This is a genomic window from Nocardiopsis deserti (assembly GCF_008638355.1).
Lineage (GTDB): Bacteria > Actinomycetota > Actinomycetes > Streptosporangiales > Streptosporangiaceae > Nocardiopsis > Nocardiopsis alborubida.
Window position 1 is genome coordinate 1 of record NZ_VWVS01000024.1, and the last position, 16,008, is coordinate 16,008.

Annotated in this window: 14 protein-coding genes and 1 pseudogene; 5 read left to right on the forward strand and 10 right to left on the reverse strand. The window is 73.1% G+C overall.

The genetic code is table 11. The features are described from left to right. Window positions 1-360: 360 nt before the first annotated feature. The 6 genes and pseudogenes from FYW99_RS27485 to acs all read right to left on the reverse strand — a co-directional run bounded on the left by FYW99_RS27485 (window position 361) and on the right by acs (window position 8,238). Window positions 361-834: a SixA phosphatase family protein gene (locus tag FYW99_RS27485; protein ID WP_150254925.1), complete on the reverse strand. Its 474-nt coding sequence runs from the start codon at window positions 832-834 to the stop codon at window positions 361-363. 199 nt (window positions 835-1,033) lie between these two features. Next, window positions 1,034-3,454 carry a sodium-translocating pyrophosphatase gene (locus FYW99_RS27490; RefSeq protein WP_150254993.1) on the reverse strand — a complete coding sequence of 807 codons (2,421 nt, stop codon included), beginning with the start codon at window positions 3,452-3,454 and terminating at the stop codon, window positions 1,034-1,036. Between the two features lie 584 nt (window positions 3,455-4,038). Next, complete coding sequence (locus tag FYW99_RS32600) at window positions 4,039-4,572, reverse strand: DUF309 domain-containing protein (RefSeq protein WP_223839686.1); 534 nt, start codon at window positions 4,570-4,572, stop codon at window positions 4,039-4,041. Window positions 4,573-4,668: 96 nt separating this feature from the next. After that, window positions 4,669-5,418: pseudogene (locus FYW99_RS32605) on the reverse strand (alpha/beta fold hydrolase); the annotation flags it as partial. A 114-nt stretch (window positions 5,419-5,532) separates the two neighbouring features. Then, complete coding sequence (locus FYW99_RS27500) at window positions 5,533-6,018, reverse strand: phage holin family protein (RefSeq protein ID WP_150254995.1); 486 nt, start codon at window positions 6,016-6,018, stop codon at window positions 5,533-5,535. Between the two features lie 249 nt (window positions 6,019-6,267). Then, window positions 6,268-8,238, reverse strand: a complete 1,971-nt coding sequence (gene acs, locus FYW99_RS27505; RefSeq protein WP_150254926.1) for an acetate--CoA ligase — start codon at window positions 8,236-8,238, stop codon at window positions 6,268-6,270. A gap of 242 nt (window positions 8,239-8,480) precedes the next feature. On the opposite strand from acs, the gene FYW99_RS27510 reads away from it, so the two are divergent. The 5 genes from FYW99_RS27510 to FYW99_RS27530 all read left to right on the forward strand — a co-directional run bounded on the left by FYW99_RS27510 (window position 8,481) and on the right by FYW99_RS27530 (window position 14,359). Next, entirely contained in the window at window positions 8,481-9,293 is an 813-nt protein-coding gene (locus FYW99_RS27510; protein WP_150254927.1) for a Fic family protein, read from the forward strand. A gap of 998 nt (window positions 9,294-10,291) precedes the next feature. After that, complete coding sequence (gene ssd, locus FYW99_RS27515) at window positions 10,292-11,530, forward strand: septum site-determining protein Ssd (protein WP_150254928.1); 1,239 nt, start codon at window positions 10,292-10,294, stop codon at window positions 11,528-11,530. Further along, entirely contained in the window at window positions 11,527-12,678 is a 1,152-nt protein-coding gene (locus tag FYW99_RS27520) for a TadA family conjugal transfer-associated ATPase (protein WP_150254929.1), read from the forward strand. The genes ssd and FYW99_RS27520 overlap by 4 nt, the downstream gene beginning before the upstream one ends. After that, on the forward strand, window positions 12,663-13,343 hold the full coding sequence (locus FYW99_RS27525) for a type II secretion system F family protein (protein WP_150254930.1): 681 nt from the start codon (window positions 12,663-12,665) through the stop codon (window positions 13,341-13,343). The genes FYW99_RS27520 and FYW99_RS27525 overlap by 16 nt, the downstream gene beginning before the upstream one ends. Window positions 13,344-13,648: 305 nt before the next feature. Further along, window positions 13,649-14,359 (forward strand): type II secretion system F family protein, encoded by a 711-nt coding sequence (locus tag FYW99_RS27530; protein WP_150254931.1) that lies wholly within the window; start codon window positions 13,649-13,651, stop codon window positions 14,357-14,359. 40 nt (window positions 14,360-14,399) lie between these two features. Here FYW99_RS27530 and FYW99_RS27535 read toward each other — a convergent pair whose 3' ends face one another. The 4 genes from FYW99_RS27535 to FYW99_RS33120 form a co-directional block, all read right to left on the reverse strand. Further along, complete coding sequence (locus FYW99_RS27535; protein WP_223839673.1) at window positions 14,400-14,588, reverse strand: hypothetical protein; 189 nt, start codon at window positions 14,586-14,588, stop codon at window positions 14,400-14,402. Between the two features lie 461 nt (window positions 14,589-15,049). Further along, window positions 15,050-15,406 (reverse strand): Rv3654c family TadE-like protein, encoded by a 357-nt coding sequence (locus FYW99_RS27540; RefSeq protein WP_150254932.1) that lies wholly within the window; start codon window positions 15,404-15,406, stop codon window positions 15,050-15,052. Between the two features lie 5 nt (window positions 15,407-15,411). Then, complete coding sequence (locus tag FYW99_RS27545; RefSeq protein WP_150254933.1) at window positions 15,412-15,762, reverse strand: TadE family type IV pilus minor pilin; 351 nt, start codon at window positions 15,760-15,762, stop codon at window positions 15,412-15,414. After that, window positions 15,740-15,877 (reverse strand): DUF4244 domain-containing protein, encoded by a 138-nt coding sequence (locus FYW99_RS33120; RefSeq protein ID WP_071623111.1) that lies wholly within the window; start codon window positions 15,875-15,877, stop codon window positions 15,740-15,742. The genes FYW99_RS27545 and FYW99_RS33120 overlap by 23 nt, the downstream gene beginning before the upstream one ends. Between the last annotated feature and the right edge of the window lie 131 nt (window positions 15,878-16,008).

A 16,008-nucleotide genomic window follows, 5' to 3' on the forward strand; every position in this document is an offset into this window, starting at 1 on the left:
GCTTTTCCGCCGAAGGCGTCTGCGTTTCCGCTTTGTTGTGTCTTTACTTTATCAGGTGTTCCGCGCCCCGCCAAATCGGCGGTTTGTGGTGTTCCTGGTCGGGGTAAAGCCCGTTTCCCGTTTCGCTTCCGTGTTTCCTTGGAAGCGCCTCCCGAAGCCTAGCCGACTCGGAGCAGTGCTCGAACCGACTCGGTTGAGAGGAAGAAGGGGTATCCGGCACGCCCGCGGATATCCGCGTTCGTTTCGCTCGGAAGGGGTGTCGTAGCCCCTCGCGGCCCTGGGCCGTTCGGAGGCGACTCGGAGTACATTACCCGCGGCCCCGGGGCCTGGCAACTCAAAGGAGGCGTGTCCTGGGTCACACTAGTTCAGTAGTGTGCCGGAACCGGTTCCCGGAGCGGCGTACAGCCACTCCACCTCCAGCTCGACAGCCGCGACGGTGGCCGGCGGGTAGGCCGCCGGGCTCCCCAGGAAGGCACCGGCCAGCTGGGCCACCGTCGGGTTGTGCGCGACGACCAGGACCGTCCTCGCGTCGGGATCCACCTGGTTCACCAGCTCCAGGAGTGTGTCCACCCCCGCCGAGTACGCCGCCTCGGAGTAGTCCACCTCCGGGCGGGCCCCCGGTTCCATCGCCCCGAGCACACCGTCCAGCGTCTGCCGTGTGCGTCTGGCCGCGGAGCAGATGACGTGGTCGGGCACGTACCCCCGCTCGGCGAGCAGGCGGCCGACCGTCTCGGCCTGGCTCCGGCCCCGGTCGGTGAGAGCGCGCTCGAAGTCCTCGAACCCGTTCTCGGCCTGGGCGTGCCGCATCAGCAGCAGCCTCCGCGCGCCGCTCACGGGGACACCGCCGTCGCGACGATGGAGAGGGCCACGATGAACGCCACCATGACACCCACGATGACGAACAGTCCCTTCATCCCGGACACCGGGAACCACCCCTTCGCTCGCTCGGCTGTGCTCCCAGGTTAGGCCCCGACCGAACACGGACGCGGCCGCCCGGGGGATACCCGGGCGGCCGCGGGGACCGGTGCTTCCCCTACTTCCCGTCTCCGGCGCGGGCCTCCTCCTTGTGGTCGTCCGCACCGTCGTCGGCCGTGTCCTCACGGGCACCGCCGTCTCCGGCCGGGGAGACCTCCCCCTGGGGTGAGGCGCCGCCGGTCTCGGGGGCGCCCTTGGGCGCGGACCGGCCGCCGGTCTCGGCGAGGTCGGTCTCGGTGCCTCCCCCGCGGCGCTTGGACCACAGGACCGCGCCGACGAGCACGGCGACGGCCGCCACCGCGATCCCCGCCCGCAGGACGACGTTGTCGGCGTAGATCACCACGCTGGGCGCGACGATCAGGGCGACGAGGTTCATCACCTTGAGCAGGGGGTTGATGGCGGGACCGGCGGTGTCCTTGAAGGGGTCGCCGACCGTGTCGCCGATGACCGTGGCGGCGTGGGCCTCCGAGCCCTTGCCGCCGTGGTGGCCGTCCTCGACGAGCTTCTTGGCGTTGTCCCAGGCGCCGCCCGAGTTGGAGAGGAAGACGGCCATGAGCACACCGGCGGCGATGGCACCGCCCAGGAACGCGCCCAGCGGGGCGTAGCCGAGGGCGAAGCCGACCGCGATCGGCGCGAGGACGGCCAGCAGGCCCGGGGTGACCAGCTCCCGCAGGGAGTCCTTGGTGCAGATGTCGACCACCCGCGCGTACTCGGGCTTCTCCGTGCCGTCCATGATCCCCGGTCGGGTGCGGAACTGCTCGCGCACCTCCATGACCACCCGGCCCGCGGCCCGGCCGACCGCCATGATGGCGAGCCCGGAGAAGAAGAACACCACGCTGGCGCCGATGATGACGCCGACGAGCACGTCGGGCTGGTCCAGTGAGAGCGAGAACGCCTCGTCGGCGTCACCGAGCTGGGCCTGCACGGAGGTGCGGAAGGCGCCGAAGAGCGCGGTCGCGGCCAGGACCGCGGTCGCGATCGCGATGCCCTTGGTGATGGCCTTGGTGGTGTTGCCGACGGCGTCGAGCCCGGTGAGGATCTCCGCGCCCCGGCCCTCCACGTCCCCGGACATCTCCGCGATGCCCTGGGCGTTGTCGGCGACGGGGCCGAAGGTGTCCATCGCCACGATGATGCCGACGGTGGTGAGCAGGCCGGTTCCGGCGAGGGCGACGGCGAACAGGCTGAGGGTGATGGAGCCGCCTCCGAGCAGGAACGCGGCGTAGACCGCTCCGGCGATGAGGAGGGCGGAGTAGACGGCCGACTCCAGGCCGACGGAGATGCCGGAGAGGATGACGGTCGCCGCGCCGGTCTCGGAACTGTCGCCGATATCGCGGACGGGGCGCCGGTCGGTCTCGGTGAAGTAGCCGGTGAGCAGCTGGATGGCCGCGGCGAGCACGAGGCCGATGAGGACCGCCACGACCGCGATGATCCTCGGGTCCGGGTTGGTCCCGGCCTCCTCGATCTCGGCCAGGACCTGCGGGCTGACACCGGAGAGCTGGTCGAAGCTGGAGGGCAGGTACCAGAAGGCGGTGCCGATGACGAGCACGGCGGAGATCGCCGCGGAGATGAAGAACCCGCGGTTGATGGCCGACATCGCCGTCTTGTCCCTGGCGCGGGGGGCGACCAGGAAGATGCCGACGATGGCGGTGAGCACGCCGATCATGGGAACCAGGAGCGGGAACACCAGCCCCTCGGTGCCGAAGGCGACGCGGCCGAGGATCAGCGAGGCGACCAGCACGACCGCGTAGGACTCGAACAGGTCCGCGGCCATACCGGCGCAGTCACCCACGTTGTCGCCGACGTTGTCGGCGATGGTGGCGGCGTTGCGGGGGTCGTCCTCGGGGATGCCCTGCTCGACCTTGCCGACGAGGTCGGCGCCGACGTCGGCGGCCTTGGTGAAGATGCCGCCGCCCACACGCATGAACATGGCGAGGAGGGCCGCGCCGAAGCCGAAGCCCTCCAGGACGATGGGGGCGTCGCCCCGGTAGAGGAGGACGACGACGGCCGCGCCGAACAGGCCGAGGCCGACGGTGATCATGCCCGCCACGCCGCCGGTGCGGAAGGCGATGCGCATGGCGGTGCGGTTGGAGGCGTCGTCACCGCCCCGGGCGGCGGCGGCGACCCGCACGTTGCCGCGCACGGCGAGCCACATGCCGATGAAGCCGGTCGCCGCCGACAGCAGGGCGCCGAGGGCGAAGAAGACCGACCGGCCGATGGCGATGGCCCACGAGTCGGCGGGGAGCAGGAGCAGCAGGAGCGGGATGAGGACGACGAAGACCGCGAGGGTGCGGAACTGTCGTTTGAGGTAGGCCGCCGCCCCTTCCTGCACCGCGAGCGCGATGCCCCGCATTCGCTCTGTGCCCTGCCCTGCGGCGAGGACCTCACGTACCAGCACGCCCGCGACGGCGAGTGCCAGAAGAGCCACCACCATGACGATGATGACGAGGGTGAAGTCGGTGCCTGCCAGTGATAGGGCCATGCCGCCTTCAGCGGCGAGGTTGAGCCCAGACAATCCGTCCTCCTTGAGACGGGCACGACCTTTTCGGCCCCGTCCACCGGAGAACGCGCGGAACGGATCGCCCTGTGGGCGCCGGTCCTCGCGGACGTGGACGTACCGCCGTCCGGAAGGAGCCTGAGCTGGCCCGACGGCACGCTTGGCGGGGTCGAAGCGGTGCCACCTTTGGTTGTGGTGCGTACCGCCCGTGCCGCATGTTCACGGGCGGTGATCCGGGGAGTCTACGCACGGCGGCAAAGAAAGGTGAGAGCCGAACCCGCCATTCCTCAAGAAAATCCGAAGATGTGATCTTCCGGTGATCTCAGGAAAAGGATAAATGCCTTTTTCGGTGATATGCAGCTTATATAACATCTCATAATGCCGCAATGCGATGTTAACGCTAAAGCGCACATAAGCCCACAAAAAGGGAATGAGCCCCGTAGACCACACAGACCTCACTGGTCACAAGATGCGCTGATACCACGGGACTCTCCGCGGGGTCCGTCACCGGTCCGCGGCGGGGCCTCGCGAGGTGCGCCCCAACGACCGGAGAACGCGTGCCCCGGCGGCTATCCGCCGAGCAGGCGCATCCCCGACGGGTCGATCCCGTCACCCGGGCGGGCGCGTCCGGCGTCGAGGTCGTCGGCCAGGGCACGGGCGAACGCCGCCACCCCCGCCACGTCCACCCCGTGGGGGGCGTCCGGTCCGAACGGCTCCACACGGTCCGCGCCCCGCCTCAGCAGGCGTGCCGCGCCGACCATGTTGCCGCGCTGCGCGTGGGTGACCCCCACGGCCGTCTGGGCGAGGCCGCGCCACAGCTCCCGCTCCGGGTCGGGCGCGGACTTCCACACGGCTTCGAGGACCTCGTGGGCGGTGAAAGCGTACCCCCCGTCGAGCAGCCGCTGGGCCTCCTCCAGACCTTCCTCCGCGGAGAACTCGGCGTCGTCGGGGACCCGCTCGACCTCGCCCTCGCTCCCGTGCGGCATCGGGCGCCCGTACCGGTCCCGGGGGCGCTGGTTCTGCGCCTGCCCGGTCTCGTTGCGGTCCCGCCCGCCTGCACGGCCCCCGGACTCCCGGTGTCCGTCCGCGGTCTCCGTCGCCATCAGTGCCTCACCGCCGTTTCCGCTCACCTGCGAGGACTCCGTCCGCCTCCCCGCCGAGACCTCCGCGAGCCACTCGACGAGCGCTCGGGAGACCTCCTCCGGTCGTTCCTCGTGCGGGAAGTGTCCCGCGCCGTGGACCTGCCTCCAACGGTAGGCCCCCGCCACCATGCCCTGTGAGGCGCGTGCCGGTCCGGGCGGGCACACCGGGTCGAGGGTCCCGTGGAGTTGGAGGACCGGGACGCGGACGGGAGCGCGGCGCATCCGCGCGTTGTAGCGGAGACCGTCCGTGCGCCACCGCGACCGGAAGATCCAGCGGTGGCTCTCCAGGGAGCAGTGGGAGACCTTGGGGACGGCGAAGGCGCGGCGGTAGTGCTCCTCGGCCTCGGTGTCCGGCCAGCCGGGGCCCGACCACTCCCGGAGCAGGTCGCCCACGCGCACGCACCCGTCGCTCAGGAGCCGGTGCTCGGGGAGGATCGGCAACTGCGCCCGGAGCATGTGGCGGACGCCGGGGCCGCCGGAGGCCAGGACGCGGGCCGCGCGCAGCGGGTGCGGCGACGACACCGCGGCCAGCGCGCGCACGGTGCCGGGGTGGTAGGCGGTCATCGTCCAGGCGACGAGGCCGCCCAGGCCGTGTCCGACCACGGCCGCGTCCCGTGAGCCGAGGGCGCGGACCAGTCCGGCGGCGTCCTGGGCGAGGGTGACGAGGTCGTAGCCGCGCGGGGTCTTGTCGCTGGCGCCGTAGCCGCGCAGGTCCGCGGCGACCGCGCGGTAGCCGGCGTCGGCGAGCGCGGTCAGCTGGGCGCGCCAGGCCCACCAGAACTGGGGGAAACCGTGGAGGAGGAGCACCAGCGGTCCGTCACCGGCCTCGGCGACGTGGAACCGGGCTCCCGCCGCGCTGACGGTCCTGTGGGTCCAGGGGCCGTCGACGTAGGCGGCCGAGTCGTCCAACAACGCGCGGGTCTACCGGGCCGCGGGAGCGGACGCCTCGGCGGAGTCGGCGGTCCCGACGGTGTTCGAGGGCGGGCGGATGTCGCCGCGCAGGATGCCGGCGAAGCGCGAGGTGGTCAGCGCGGTGCGCTGGAGGCCCTCCCGCTTGCGGAGGGTGGCGATCGCGTACAGGCCGAAGGCCGCGGCGAGCAGCAGGTAGGCGAGGGTGACGATGCCGAAGCTGGCCCAGCCGGGGAGTCCGGCGACCTCGTACAGGACGAAGGCCACGGTCACCGAGAGGAGGATGACGAAGATGTGGGCGAGGACCCCGACCACGGCGAAGCCGGCCACGCCCTTGCCGATCTTGGCCGCGTCGGCCTTGGCCTCCAGCTTGGCCAGCTTGATCTCCAGGCTGACCAGACGGGAGATGTTGCCCGTGGCGTCTGAGACCAGTTCGCTGATCGAACGGTCGGTGTCCCTGGTGGCGCCAGGTGCACCGGTACCCGGCTTCTCCGCCATCGTGGAGGTTCCCTTCTCTCGGTCAGAACGCACGGATGATCCTCCGCATCCTCGCACATACCCCGTCTCGGACGTCTCTCACGGCACGCACAACGGCGCCGCCGCGTTTCGTCACACGGGTGAGCGACAGGCGCGGCGGCCACGGGTCTCCGGGCGCGGGGGAACGCGGGGAACAGCGAACGGCGCCCCGGACCGGGGCGCCGTTCACCGGTGGACGGGGACCCGCACGCCTGGCGCGGGCCCCTCGGCTCAGTCCTCCTGCTTGGCGGAGGGCAGCTGCTTGGCGATGACCTCCATGATCGAGGAGTCGGTGAGCGTGGAGGTGTCGCCGACGGCCCGGTTCTCGGCGATGTCGCGCAGCAGGCGCCGCATGATCTTGCCCGAGCGGGTCTTGGGCAGCTCGGGCACCGCCAGGAGGCGGGCGGGCTTGGCGATCGGGCCGAGCGAGGTGCCGACGTGGTTGCGCAGCTCCTGGACCAGGTCCTCGGGGACCTCCTCCTCACCGCCGCGCAGGATCACGAAGCCGACGATGGCCTGTCCGGTGACCTTGTCGGTGGCGCCGACGACCGCGGCCTCCGCCACGCGCGGGTGGGAGACCAGCGCGGACTCGACCTCGGTGGTGGAGATGTTGTGGCCGGAGACGAGCATGACGTCGTCCACGCGGCCCAGCAGCCACAGGTCGCCGTCCGCGTCCTTCTTGGCGCCGTCACCGGGGAAGTACAGGCCCTCGAAGCGCGACCAGTAGGTGTCCTTGTAGCGCTCGGGGTCGCCCCAGATCCCGCGGAGCATGGCCGGCCACGGCTCGCGGATGACGATGAAGCCGCCCTCGCCGTCGGGGACGGACTCGCCCTGCTCGTCCACGACGTCGGCGACGATGCCGGGGATCGCCCGCATGGCGGCGCCCGGCTTGCCGGAGGTCACTCCCGGAAGGGGGCTGACCATGACGGCGCCGGTCTCGGTCTGCCACCAGGTGTCCACGACCGGGGTGCGGTCACCGCCGATGTTCCTGCGGTACCAGACGTAGGCCTCGGGGTTGATGGGCTCGCCCACCGAGCCGATGACGCGCAGGCTGGACAGGTCGAACTTGGCGGGGATGTCGTCTCCCCACTTCATGAAGGTGCGGATCGCCGTGGGGGCCATGTAGGCGATGGTGACCTTGTACTTCTCGATGATCTCCCAGAAGCGGCCCCGGTGCGGGGTGTCCGGGGTGCCCTCGTACAGGACCGTGGTGGCCGCGTTGGCGAGCGGGCCGTAGACGATGTAGGAGTGGCCGGTCACCCAGCCGATGTCGGCGGCGCACCAGTAGACGTCGGTCTCGGGCTTGAGGTCGAAGACCGCCCAGTGGGTGTAGGCGACCTGGGTGAGGTAGCCGCCCGTGGTGTGCAGGATGCCCTTGGGCTTGGCCGTGGTGCCGCTGGTGTACATGATGTACAGCGGGTCCTCGGCGTCGTGCGCCTCGGGGGTGTGCTCGGTGCTCTGGGACTCCACGGCGTCGTGCCACCACACGTCGCGGTCGGTCCACTCGACGTCCTGGCCGGTGCGGCGGACCACGAGGACGTTCTCGACCGCGGGGCGGTCGGCGACCGCGGCGTCCACGGCGGGCTTGAGGGCGCTGGCCTTGCCGCGGCGGTAGCCGCCGTCGGCGGTGACCACGAGCTTGGCCTGGCTGTCGTCGAGGCGCTGGCCCAGGGCGTCCACCGAGAAACCGCCGAACACGACCATGTGGACGGCGCCCAGCCGGGCGCAGGCGAGCATGGCCACGACGGTCTCGGGGATCATCGGCATGTAGATGGCGACGCGGTCGCCCTTGCGCACACCGAGTTCGGTCATGGCGTTGGCCGCCTGGGAGACCAGGTCCTTGAGCTCGGCGTAGGTGATGGTGCGGGTGTCGCCGGGCTCGCCCTCCCAGTGGTAGGCGACGCGGTCGCCGAGGCCGTTGGCCACGTGCCGGTCCACGCAGTTGACGGAGGCGTTGATCCTGCCGCCGACGAACCACTTGGCGAAGGGCGGGTTCCACTCCAGGGCGGTGTCCCAGGGCTGTTCCCACTGGAGCCTGCGGGCCTGCTCCTCCCAGAAGCCGAGACGGTCCTCGTCGGCCCTGGCGTAGGCGTCGGCCTTGACGTTGGCGTCGGCGGCGAGCGCCTCCGGGGGAGGGAAGCTGCGCGTCTCGTGGAGAAGGTTGGACAGTGTCTCCTGGCTCGCGGGAGTGCTGTCGGCCACTGTGATTCTCCTTACGTAGGCTGGTTCACACCCAATTAATCATGTGGTGCGACACCCCGTGAACAGCCGGGGCGGCGTCCAGCGGCGGGGAAGGCCGGGCGCGCGACGAACGGGCGGCGAACGGTCGTCCTGCCGCGACGAGCGGTCGCGGTGGCCGGTCCGCGCGGCGGCACTGGCTCGGGTCGCCGACCTGGCCCGCCGGTGTGGGCCTCCCGTGTTACCGGCGCGTAGTGTTGTTTTCCGTGAGCGAACCGACTTCTTCCCCCGCGCCCGACCCGCTGGCCCGGATCGCCGAGCTGCCCGGTGTGGCCGACGCGGTCGCCGAGACACGGACCCTGGTCGACCGTCTGCTGGGGCACCGCGTGCTGCGCCGCCGCAGCAGCGACGTGTCCATGGAGTCCGCGCTGCGCGGCGCGGTCGCGTCGGCGGCACTGGAGGGCGCCGAGGTCTCGATGGAGGAGATCCGCGGGGGGCACGTGTACGACACGCGCGTCAAGGGCGCGCTGCGGGTGTCCGGAGAGCTGGGGAGCCTGGTGGACACCTGGCCGAGGGCGCCGCGCCAGGTCCTGGCCCGGCTGCACACGCTCGCCGCGGCGGACGCGGTGTCCGCGGACGCGCTGGGCCGCCCCCGCAGGGCCGGGGAACGGGTCGAGGACCCGCTGGGACTGGGCCCGGCCCCGGCGCCGGAGACGGCGATGGCCCGGTTGGAGGGCCTGTACTCGCTGCTGGGCGTGCGCACGTCGGTTCCGGCGCTGGTGATGTCGGCCCTGGTGCACGGGGAGCTGATGGCGGTCCGGCCGTTCGGCTGGGGCGACGGCCTGGTGGCGCGCGCGGCGGAGCGGCTGACGCTGGTGGAGCGGGGTCTGGACCCCAAGTCGCTGGTGCCGTCCGAGCTGGGGCACCGGACGCTGCGGGACGAGTACGGACCGGCGTTGCTCGGGTACATGGGCGGTACTCCCGAGGGCGTCGCCGGGTGGGTGGCGTACTGCTGCCGCGCGGTCCGCGCGGGGGCACAGGATTCGCTGGCCACCTGTGAGGCCCTCAAGCGCGGCTGAGCGCGGGGCGCCGTTTCCCGGTCCGGGCGCCTCGGGGCACCCGGAGCGGGCGAGGCGCGTGGAACAGTCGCGAAAGGACAACAACTTTTGACGGGCGACAACTGTGCGCGACCGAAAAGTTGAACACTAATCGTTTATTTACCGACCGGTAGCTCCAGGAAGGGTATCGGTTCGGTCACGCTTGCCGGTTCCGCAGGGGAACGGAGGCCGCACGGCCCTTGCGTGCGCACAAGGCGAACGGCGCCCCGTCGTGTCTCCCGGGGCGCCGCCTTCGACACGTTCCGCCGGGTTAGCAGGCGTCCATTTCCCTAGTCTGACCAGGCAGGACATCATCCTGTCCGATCTAGACGGGCCTCACGGGGCCAAGTGGCGCGTGGGTTCCCGGTTCTCGCGTCGGGGTGGTTCTCAGCCACCGACTGCTTTCTTTCTACGCCGATGTTCCGGCGCCGAAAAGACGGTTGACCCGAATTTTTACCCTTGATTCCAGAACCGATACGGAACGTTGCGTGGTAACGTCTGTCCCGTCGTTCCCGGGAGGGCAGGCCGCCCGCTTCGCGCCTCCGCCGTGCGCGCCCCATTTCGCGTTCCGGCGGTATACCTCTTCTTCGAATGACGTCCGTGTGCCTTCCGGTGGTCGCGGGAGCACGTCTCTCCGCCGACCCTCACCAGAGGGCGGACCCGGTCCTACCCCCCGGGACCGGAATCTCGCGTGGCGGCCTTCTCCCCCTGTGAAGGCGAGTCCCCGCGTCCGCTCCTCTCGCCTGTCGGGCGGGGGTGCGTATCCGCCCCCGTATACGCATCCCGCCCGCCAGGTGAACCGGATCGCGAAGGAACCGGATCTCAGGTGAACCGGACCGCAGGCCTCCGCGACGCCCCCGCACCGGACTCCCCGCGCCGCTCCGAGCCCCGCCGAAGTTGTCCACAGCTTCGGATCGGGGCTTTCGCTGTCGTGCCCGGTCGGCGAAGGTCGAGGAAAGCCCCTCGATCCGGGAGGTCCCATGGACGTCCAGCACCGGCCCCTGCTCGCGACCGCCGATCCCCTCCTCCTCGACGACCTCCTCAGGCTGGCCACCGCCGCCTCCACCGAGGTCGCCGTCGCCCACACCCCCGACCGGGCGCTGAGCCTGTGGCCGCACGCCCCGCTCGTCGTGGTCGGTGCCGATCTGCGCGCGCTCCTGCGGGCCGCCGACCCTGCGCCGGGCCGCCACGTGGTCGTGACCCGGGACGCGAGGGAGGCCTTCGCTGACGGGACCCTGCCGCGGGAGGGGTCCGCGCCAGCGGACGCCGCAGTGCCCCGGCCGCGCGTCCCCCCGGAGCGGCGCCGACCGGGCGTTGCCCTGGAGGGCCCCCCGCCGGGCGTTCCCGTGGAGGACCCGGCACCGGGCGCTTCCGGGGCGGAGACCCCGCACGGGTCCGGGGAGACACGCGTCCTCCTGCTGCCCCGGGACGAGGCGCTGCTGGTCGACCTGTTCGCGAGGGCGTCGTCCCCCGACCGGGCACCGGCGCCCACGGTGTCGGTGGTCGGCGGCCGGGGCGGCGCCGGGGCCAGCCTGCTCGCGGTGGCGCTCGCCCTGGCCGGTGAGCGCGCCGGGCGCTCCACCGCCCTGCTGGACGCCGACCCGTTCGGGTGCGGCTCCGACGTCTACCTCGGATGCGACCGCGGCCCCTCCCCCGGTCCCGAGCGGTGGACCGGCTGGGGCGACCTGCTGCGCAGGCGCGGACGGGTGCGCTGGCGCGACCTGCGCGCCGGGCTGCCGGGGACCCCCCGGGTGTCGGTGCTGACCTGGACACGCGGCCGGGAGCCGACCGGCCCCCTGCCGGTGGGTGCCGTGCGCGCGGTCCTGTCCTCGGCAAGGGACGGCACCGACCTGGTGGTGGCCGACCTGCCGCGCTCCTTCGACCCGGCCACCACCGTGTTCCTGAACCGCTCCGACCTGGTGCTCGTGGTCGTCCCGGCGGACGTGCCCTCGGTGGTGGCGGCGACCAGGACGGTCGCCCGGCTGCGGGAGGAGGCTCGGAGCGTGCGGCTGGTGGTGCGCGGCGCCCGGGGCGAACTGAGCGCGGACGTGGTGTCCAGGGCCCTGAAGGTGGACCTGGGCGCGGACCTGCCGTCCGAGCCGGGGCTGGCCCGGTCGCTGGCCGCCGGGGACGTGCCCGCCCGCCATCCCCGTTCGCCCCTGGCCCGGTTCGCGGACCGGGTCGTGGCGGGCCTGCCCGCGCTGGAGAAGGTCCGGTGAGCCCTCTGGTGGAGGCCGTGCGCAACCGCCTGGTGGCGTCCGGGGTGCCGGTGAGCCCGTCGAGCGTCGCGGCGGCGCTGCGCGCCGAGGGAGGTCTGCTGGGCGACACCGAGGTGCTGTCCATGACCCGCCGTCTGGCCGCCGACCTGTCCGGGGCGGGGCCGCTGGAGGAGCTCATGACGTCGGGGGTCACCGACATCCTCGTCAACGGTCCCGACGAGGTGTGGGTGGACGACGGCGGGGGACTGCGCCGGGCGGAGGTGCGCTTCGAGTCGGCGGACGCGGTGCGCCGACTGGCCCAGCGGCTGGCTGCGCAGGCGGGACGGCGGCTGGACGCGGCCGTGCCGTACGTGGACGCCCGGCTTCCCGGCGGGGCGCGGCTGCACGCGGTGCTGCCGCCGGTGGCTCCCGCCGGGGCGTGCGTGTCACTGCGGCTGCCGCCCCGGCGGGTGTTCACCCTGGAGCGGCTGGCCGAGCGGGGGGCGGTCTCCCCCTGCGGGGCCGCGCTGCTGCGGTCCCTGGTGGCCTCGCGTGTGCCGTTCCTGGTCAGCGGGGGCACCGGCACGGGCAAGACCACCCTGCTGTCGTGCCTGCTCTCCCTGGTGGATCCGGGGGAGCGGATCGTCCTGGCCGAGGACTCCCCCGAGCTGCGGCCCGAGCACCCGCACGTGGTCCGCCTCCAGACCCGTCCGCCCAACATCGAGGGCAGCGGCGAGGTGTCGTTGGAGACCCTGGTGCGGCAGGCGCTGCGGATGCGTCCGGACCGGCTGGTGGTCGGCGAGGCGCGCGGGCCCGAGATCGTGTCCCTGCTCGGCGCCCTGAACACCGGGCACGAGGGCGGCGCGGGCACCCTCCACGCCAACGGCGCGGGCGACGTGCCCGCGCGGGTGGAGGCGCTGGGGTGCGCGGCCGGGCTGGACCGGGCCGCCGTGCACAGTCAGCTGGCCGCGACCCGGGTCATGGTCGTGCACCTGGTCCGGGAACCCGGCGGGCGGCGCCTGGCCGAGCTGCGGGTGCTGAGACGCGGTTCGGACGGGCTGGTGGACGCGGTGCCAGCGGTGTCCTTCGGTCCCGACGGTGCCCGCCGTGAGCACGCGGGGGCGGACGAGGTGGCGGCCCGTCTGGGCGGGGGGTGGCGTCGGTGGTGACCGCGCTGGTGGTCTGTTCGGGAGGTCTGGTGCTGCTGTGCCTGGTCCCCGGCGCGCGGCGCGGCCGGTTGGCGGCCCTCCTCTCCCGTCCCCGGCGTCCGGTGTCGCGCTCCCTGGACTGGAGGGCGCTGGCGGCCCGTCCCGGTGAGGGTGCCCGGCGCCGCGGCGCGGTGGTGGTGCTGTGCCGGGTGCTGGCCGCCGAGCTGCGCGCCGGACAGCCGCCGGAGGAGGCCCTGCGGATCTCCGCCGCCGAGGCGGGTCCGCTGGTGGGCGCTCTGACCGACGCGGCGTCGTTGCGCCGCGAGGCCGAGCGCGAACCGGACCTGTGGGCGCTGGCCTACCTGGCGGTGTGCTGGGAGGTGGCCGCGGACACCGGGGCGGGCCTGGCCGAGGTGGTGGACGCCCTGGCGGCGAACCTCACCGAACAGGAGGAGCAGCGCACGGAGGCCGCCGCGCGCACCACCGGTCCGCGCACCACCGCGATCGTGCTGGCCGCCCTGCCCGCCGTCGGGCTACTGCTGTCCTCCGGCCTGGGCGGGTCGCCGCTGGCGTTCCTGTTCACCACGCCGCTGGGGTTGGCCTGCCTGGTGGGCGGGGTGGCCCTGGACGCCCTCGGAACCTGGTGGACGCTGCGCATGGTGCGCTCGGCGACAGCCTTTCCCTGACAGGCGCCGGGCAGCGGACCTCGGACAGGCGAACAGGCGAACAGCGGACCTCGGTGCCGGACACCGGTCACGAGGCAGCGGACCTCGGACACCGGGCAGCGGGTCCGAGCAGTAGGCACCAGGGGCGGTCAGGCTCCGAGCAGCGGGCTCCGGTTCGGGCACCTCGACCGGGGATCTGGTCCGGGGATCTGACTCAAGGGCTTGGGCAGCGGTCCCCGAGCCAGGGCCTGGGGAGGGACAGCCGGACACGGTTGGCATCGCTCCGGTCACGGTGGTGGAGCGCGAGAAGAGGAAGGGGAGGACGGATGTTCCTGACGGCCGCCGCGGTTCTGGGAGCCGCGTGTGTGTGGACACTGCTGGGCGGGGGACCGGCGCGCGAACTGCGTCCCCCCTCCCGTGCTCCGGCCCGGCCGGGGCTGCCGGTCCGGCTGCTGGGGCCGACGCTGGCGGGGGCGTTCGCGCTGGCCCTCGCGGCGGCCCTGTTCGGCGCGGTCGGGGCCGTCGTCGCGGCCGGGGTGTGCGCCGCCCTGTGGGTGCGTGCCCGCAGGAGCTCCGCCTCCCGTTCGGACCGGCTGCCGGTGACCGCCGACCTGCCCGTGGTGATCGGTCTGCTCGCCTCGGGGATCCGCGCCGGGGCGACGGTGCCCGCCTGCCTCACGGCGGTGTCCCGGGCGACGCGGGGAAGGCTGGGGGAGGAACTGGCGGCGGTGGCCGAACAACTGCGACTGGGTGCCGCTCCCGCCGAGGCGTGGCGGCGTCCGGCGCTGCCCGAGTCCCTCGTCCCGGTGGGACGCGACCTGGCCCGGGCCGCCGACACCGGGGCGCCCGTGGCCGACCTCCTGGACCGGCACGCGGCCGATCTGCGCCGGGCCCTGCGGGCACGGGGAACGGCCCGGATCGAACGGCTGGGTGTGCTGGTGGTGGCGCCCCTGGGACTGTGCTTCCTGCCCGCGTTCGTGTTGATCGGCATCGTGCCGATGGCCGCCGAACTGCTGTCCCGGGCCCTGGGCGGTTGAGACCCCGGGCCCGGTCGCGTGCACGGTGACGCGGTGACGGTCAGGGTTCCTCGCCCCCGGAGCCGCGCCGCCGCTGGCCCTCGTAGGGGACGGGGAAGCGGGGCCAGCCGACGGACAGACGCAGTACCGGCACCACGACGCACAGCACCGCCAGGATTCCGGTCGAGACGTTGCCGACGATCCGCAACGCCGTACCGGTCGGGGCCGGAGCGGCGGCTGTGCGGTACACCACCGGTTCGCTGACCGGCGAGGGTGCGTCCGTCGCGCCGCGTGGGCCGTCCCGCACGGATCCGGTCGGTTCAGGGGAGGCGGAGGCGGGCACCGGCGACGGGTCGGCGCACGGCTCGGGACCACCGGGAGGAGCCGCTTCGCCGGAGTTCCTGGGTGCCCCGGAGCGCACGGGGACGTCGGAGCGAACGGGGTCACCGGAGTGCGCGTGATCGGTGGGACCGACGGAGTGGGCGGGATCCTCCGGCCCAGCGGCGCTCCTACCGCCCTGGGGACCGACCGCTCGGGTGAGACCAGCGGAACCGGGGACGTGCGCGAAGTTCTCGGGGCCGATGGAGTGGTCGGGCTCAACGGGACCTGCGGTGTACGGCGCGGGCGAGGCGGGGCAGGGTGGTGCGCCCCCGGGCTGGGCGGGGGTTCCCAGCAGGAGGGCGCACATCAGCACGGAGACGGGGGCAGGGCTCATTCCACTTCCTCGGAGGAGACGTCGGCCGGTCCGGCCCGGGAGCGCGCACGGACGGGCCGTTCGATGAGGGACGAGGGGACCGCGACCACCACCTCGACGGTGGAGCCGGTGAGGACGCAGGAGTCGAGGGAGGCTTGGTTGGCCTCCGCGGTGTCGCGGGCCCGCGCGCAGGCCCGCTCTGTTCCGTGGACGGCCCCGGCCGCGGCCGCGAGCGCGGCCAGGTCGGCCGCGGTGGTGGCCCGGTCGCGGTCGAGCCGTGCCGCGGAGGTCGCGAGGACGGCGAGGGTGGTGAACCAGAGCAGCGCGCCCAGGGCGACCCACCAGACGGTGGCGGAACCGGCGTCGGAGCGCATCGGGATCAGCTCCCGGGTTCGAGGGGAACGGAGGCACTGCCGTCCACCGGCAGGGAGATCCCCGGGCCGAACAGGAGCCGGGTCCGTACGGTGACGCGGGCCATGCCTCCGTCCTCGGACAGGCGCACGTCCGCTCCGTCTGGCGCGGCGGTCAGCGCCAGGGAGCGGGCTTGGTCGTGGGGCTCGCCTCGGGCCAGCGCCCGCGCACCCACGCGCGCCGCGTCGGCGCAGGAGAGCTGTGCCGACGCGGCCTGGACGGCGCCGAGGGCCACGGCCAGGACGAGCAGCAGGGAGGGCAGCACCATCGCCGCCTCCGCGGTGGCCGATCCCCGGTCAAAAACCCGAGCCGAGCGCATTGACCACGAGATCGGTGAGGACGTCCTCGACCGCACCGCTGGTGAGCACGGCGTAGAGGACCCCGGCGAAGGCGACCGCCGCGATGGTGCAGAAGGCGTATTCGGAGGTCGTCATCCCGGCGTCGGTCGGGGGCGGCGCCGCGGTGGGCGCAGAGGCGGAAGCGAACGGGATCACGGGAGCGGATGGGAGCACGGGAGCGGACATGGCGGCCTTCCTGGTGGGGGCCGACTGCTCCGGCCCTCTTC

Coding starts and splice junctions, on each gene's coding strand:
- FYW99_RS33120 (WP_071623111.1), bottom strand. CDS start 15,877: ATGACGACCTCCGAATACGCCTTCTGCACCATCGCGGCGGTCGCCTTC.
- FYW99_RS32600 (WP_223839686.1), bottom strand. CDS start 4,572: ATGGCGACGGAGACCGCGGACGGACACCGGGAGTCCGGGGGCCGTGCA.
- FYW99_RS27540 (WP_150254932.1), bottom strand. CDS start 15,406: ATGCGCTCCGACGCCGGTTCCGCCACCGTCTGGTGGGTCGCCCTGGGC.
- FYW99_RS27545 (WP_150254933.1), bottom strand. CDS start 15,762: ATGCGCTCGGCTCGGGTTTTTGACCGGGGATCGGCCACCGCGGAGGCG.
- FYW99_RS27500 (WP_150254995.1), bottom strand. CDS start 6,018: ATGGCGGAGAAGCCGGGTACCGGTGCACCTGGCGCCACCAGGGACACC.
- ssd (WP_150254928.1), top strand. CDS start 10,292: ATGGACGTCCAGCACCGGCCCCTGCTCGCGACCGCCGATCCCCTCCTC.
- FYW99_RS27530 (WP_150254931.1), top strand. CDS start 13,649: ATGTTCCTGACGGCCGCCGCGGTTCTGGGAGCCGCGTGTGTGTGGACA.
- FYW99_RS27490 (WP_150254993.1), bottom strand. CDS start 3,454: ATGGCCCTATCACTGGCAGGCACCGACTTCACCCTCGTCATCATCGTC.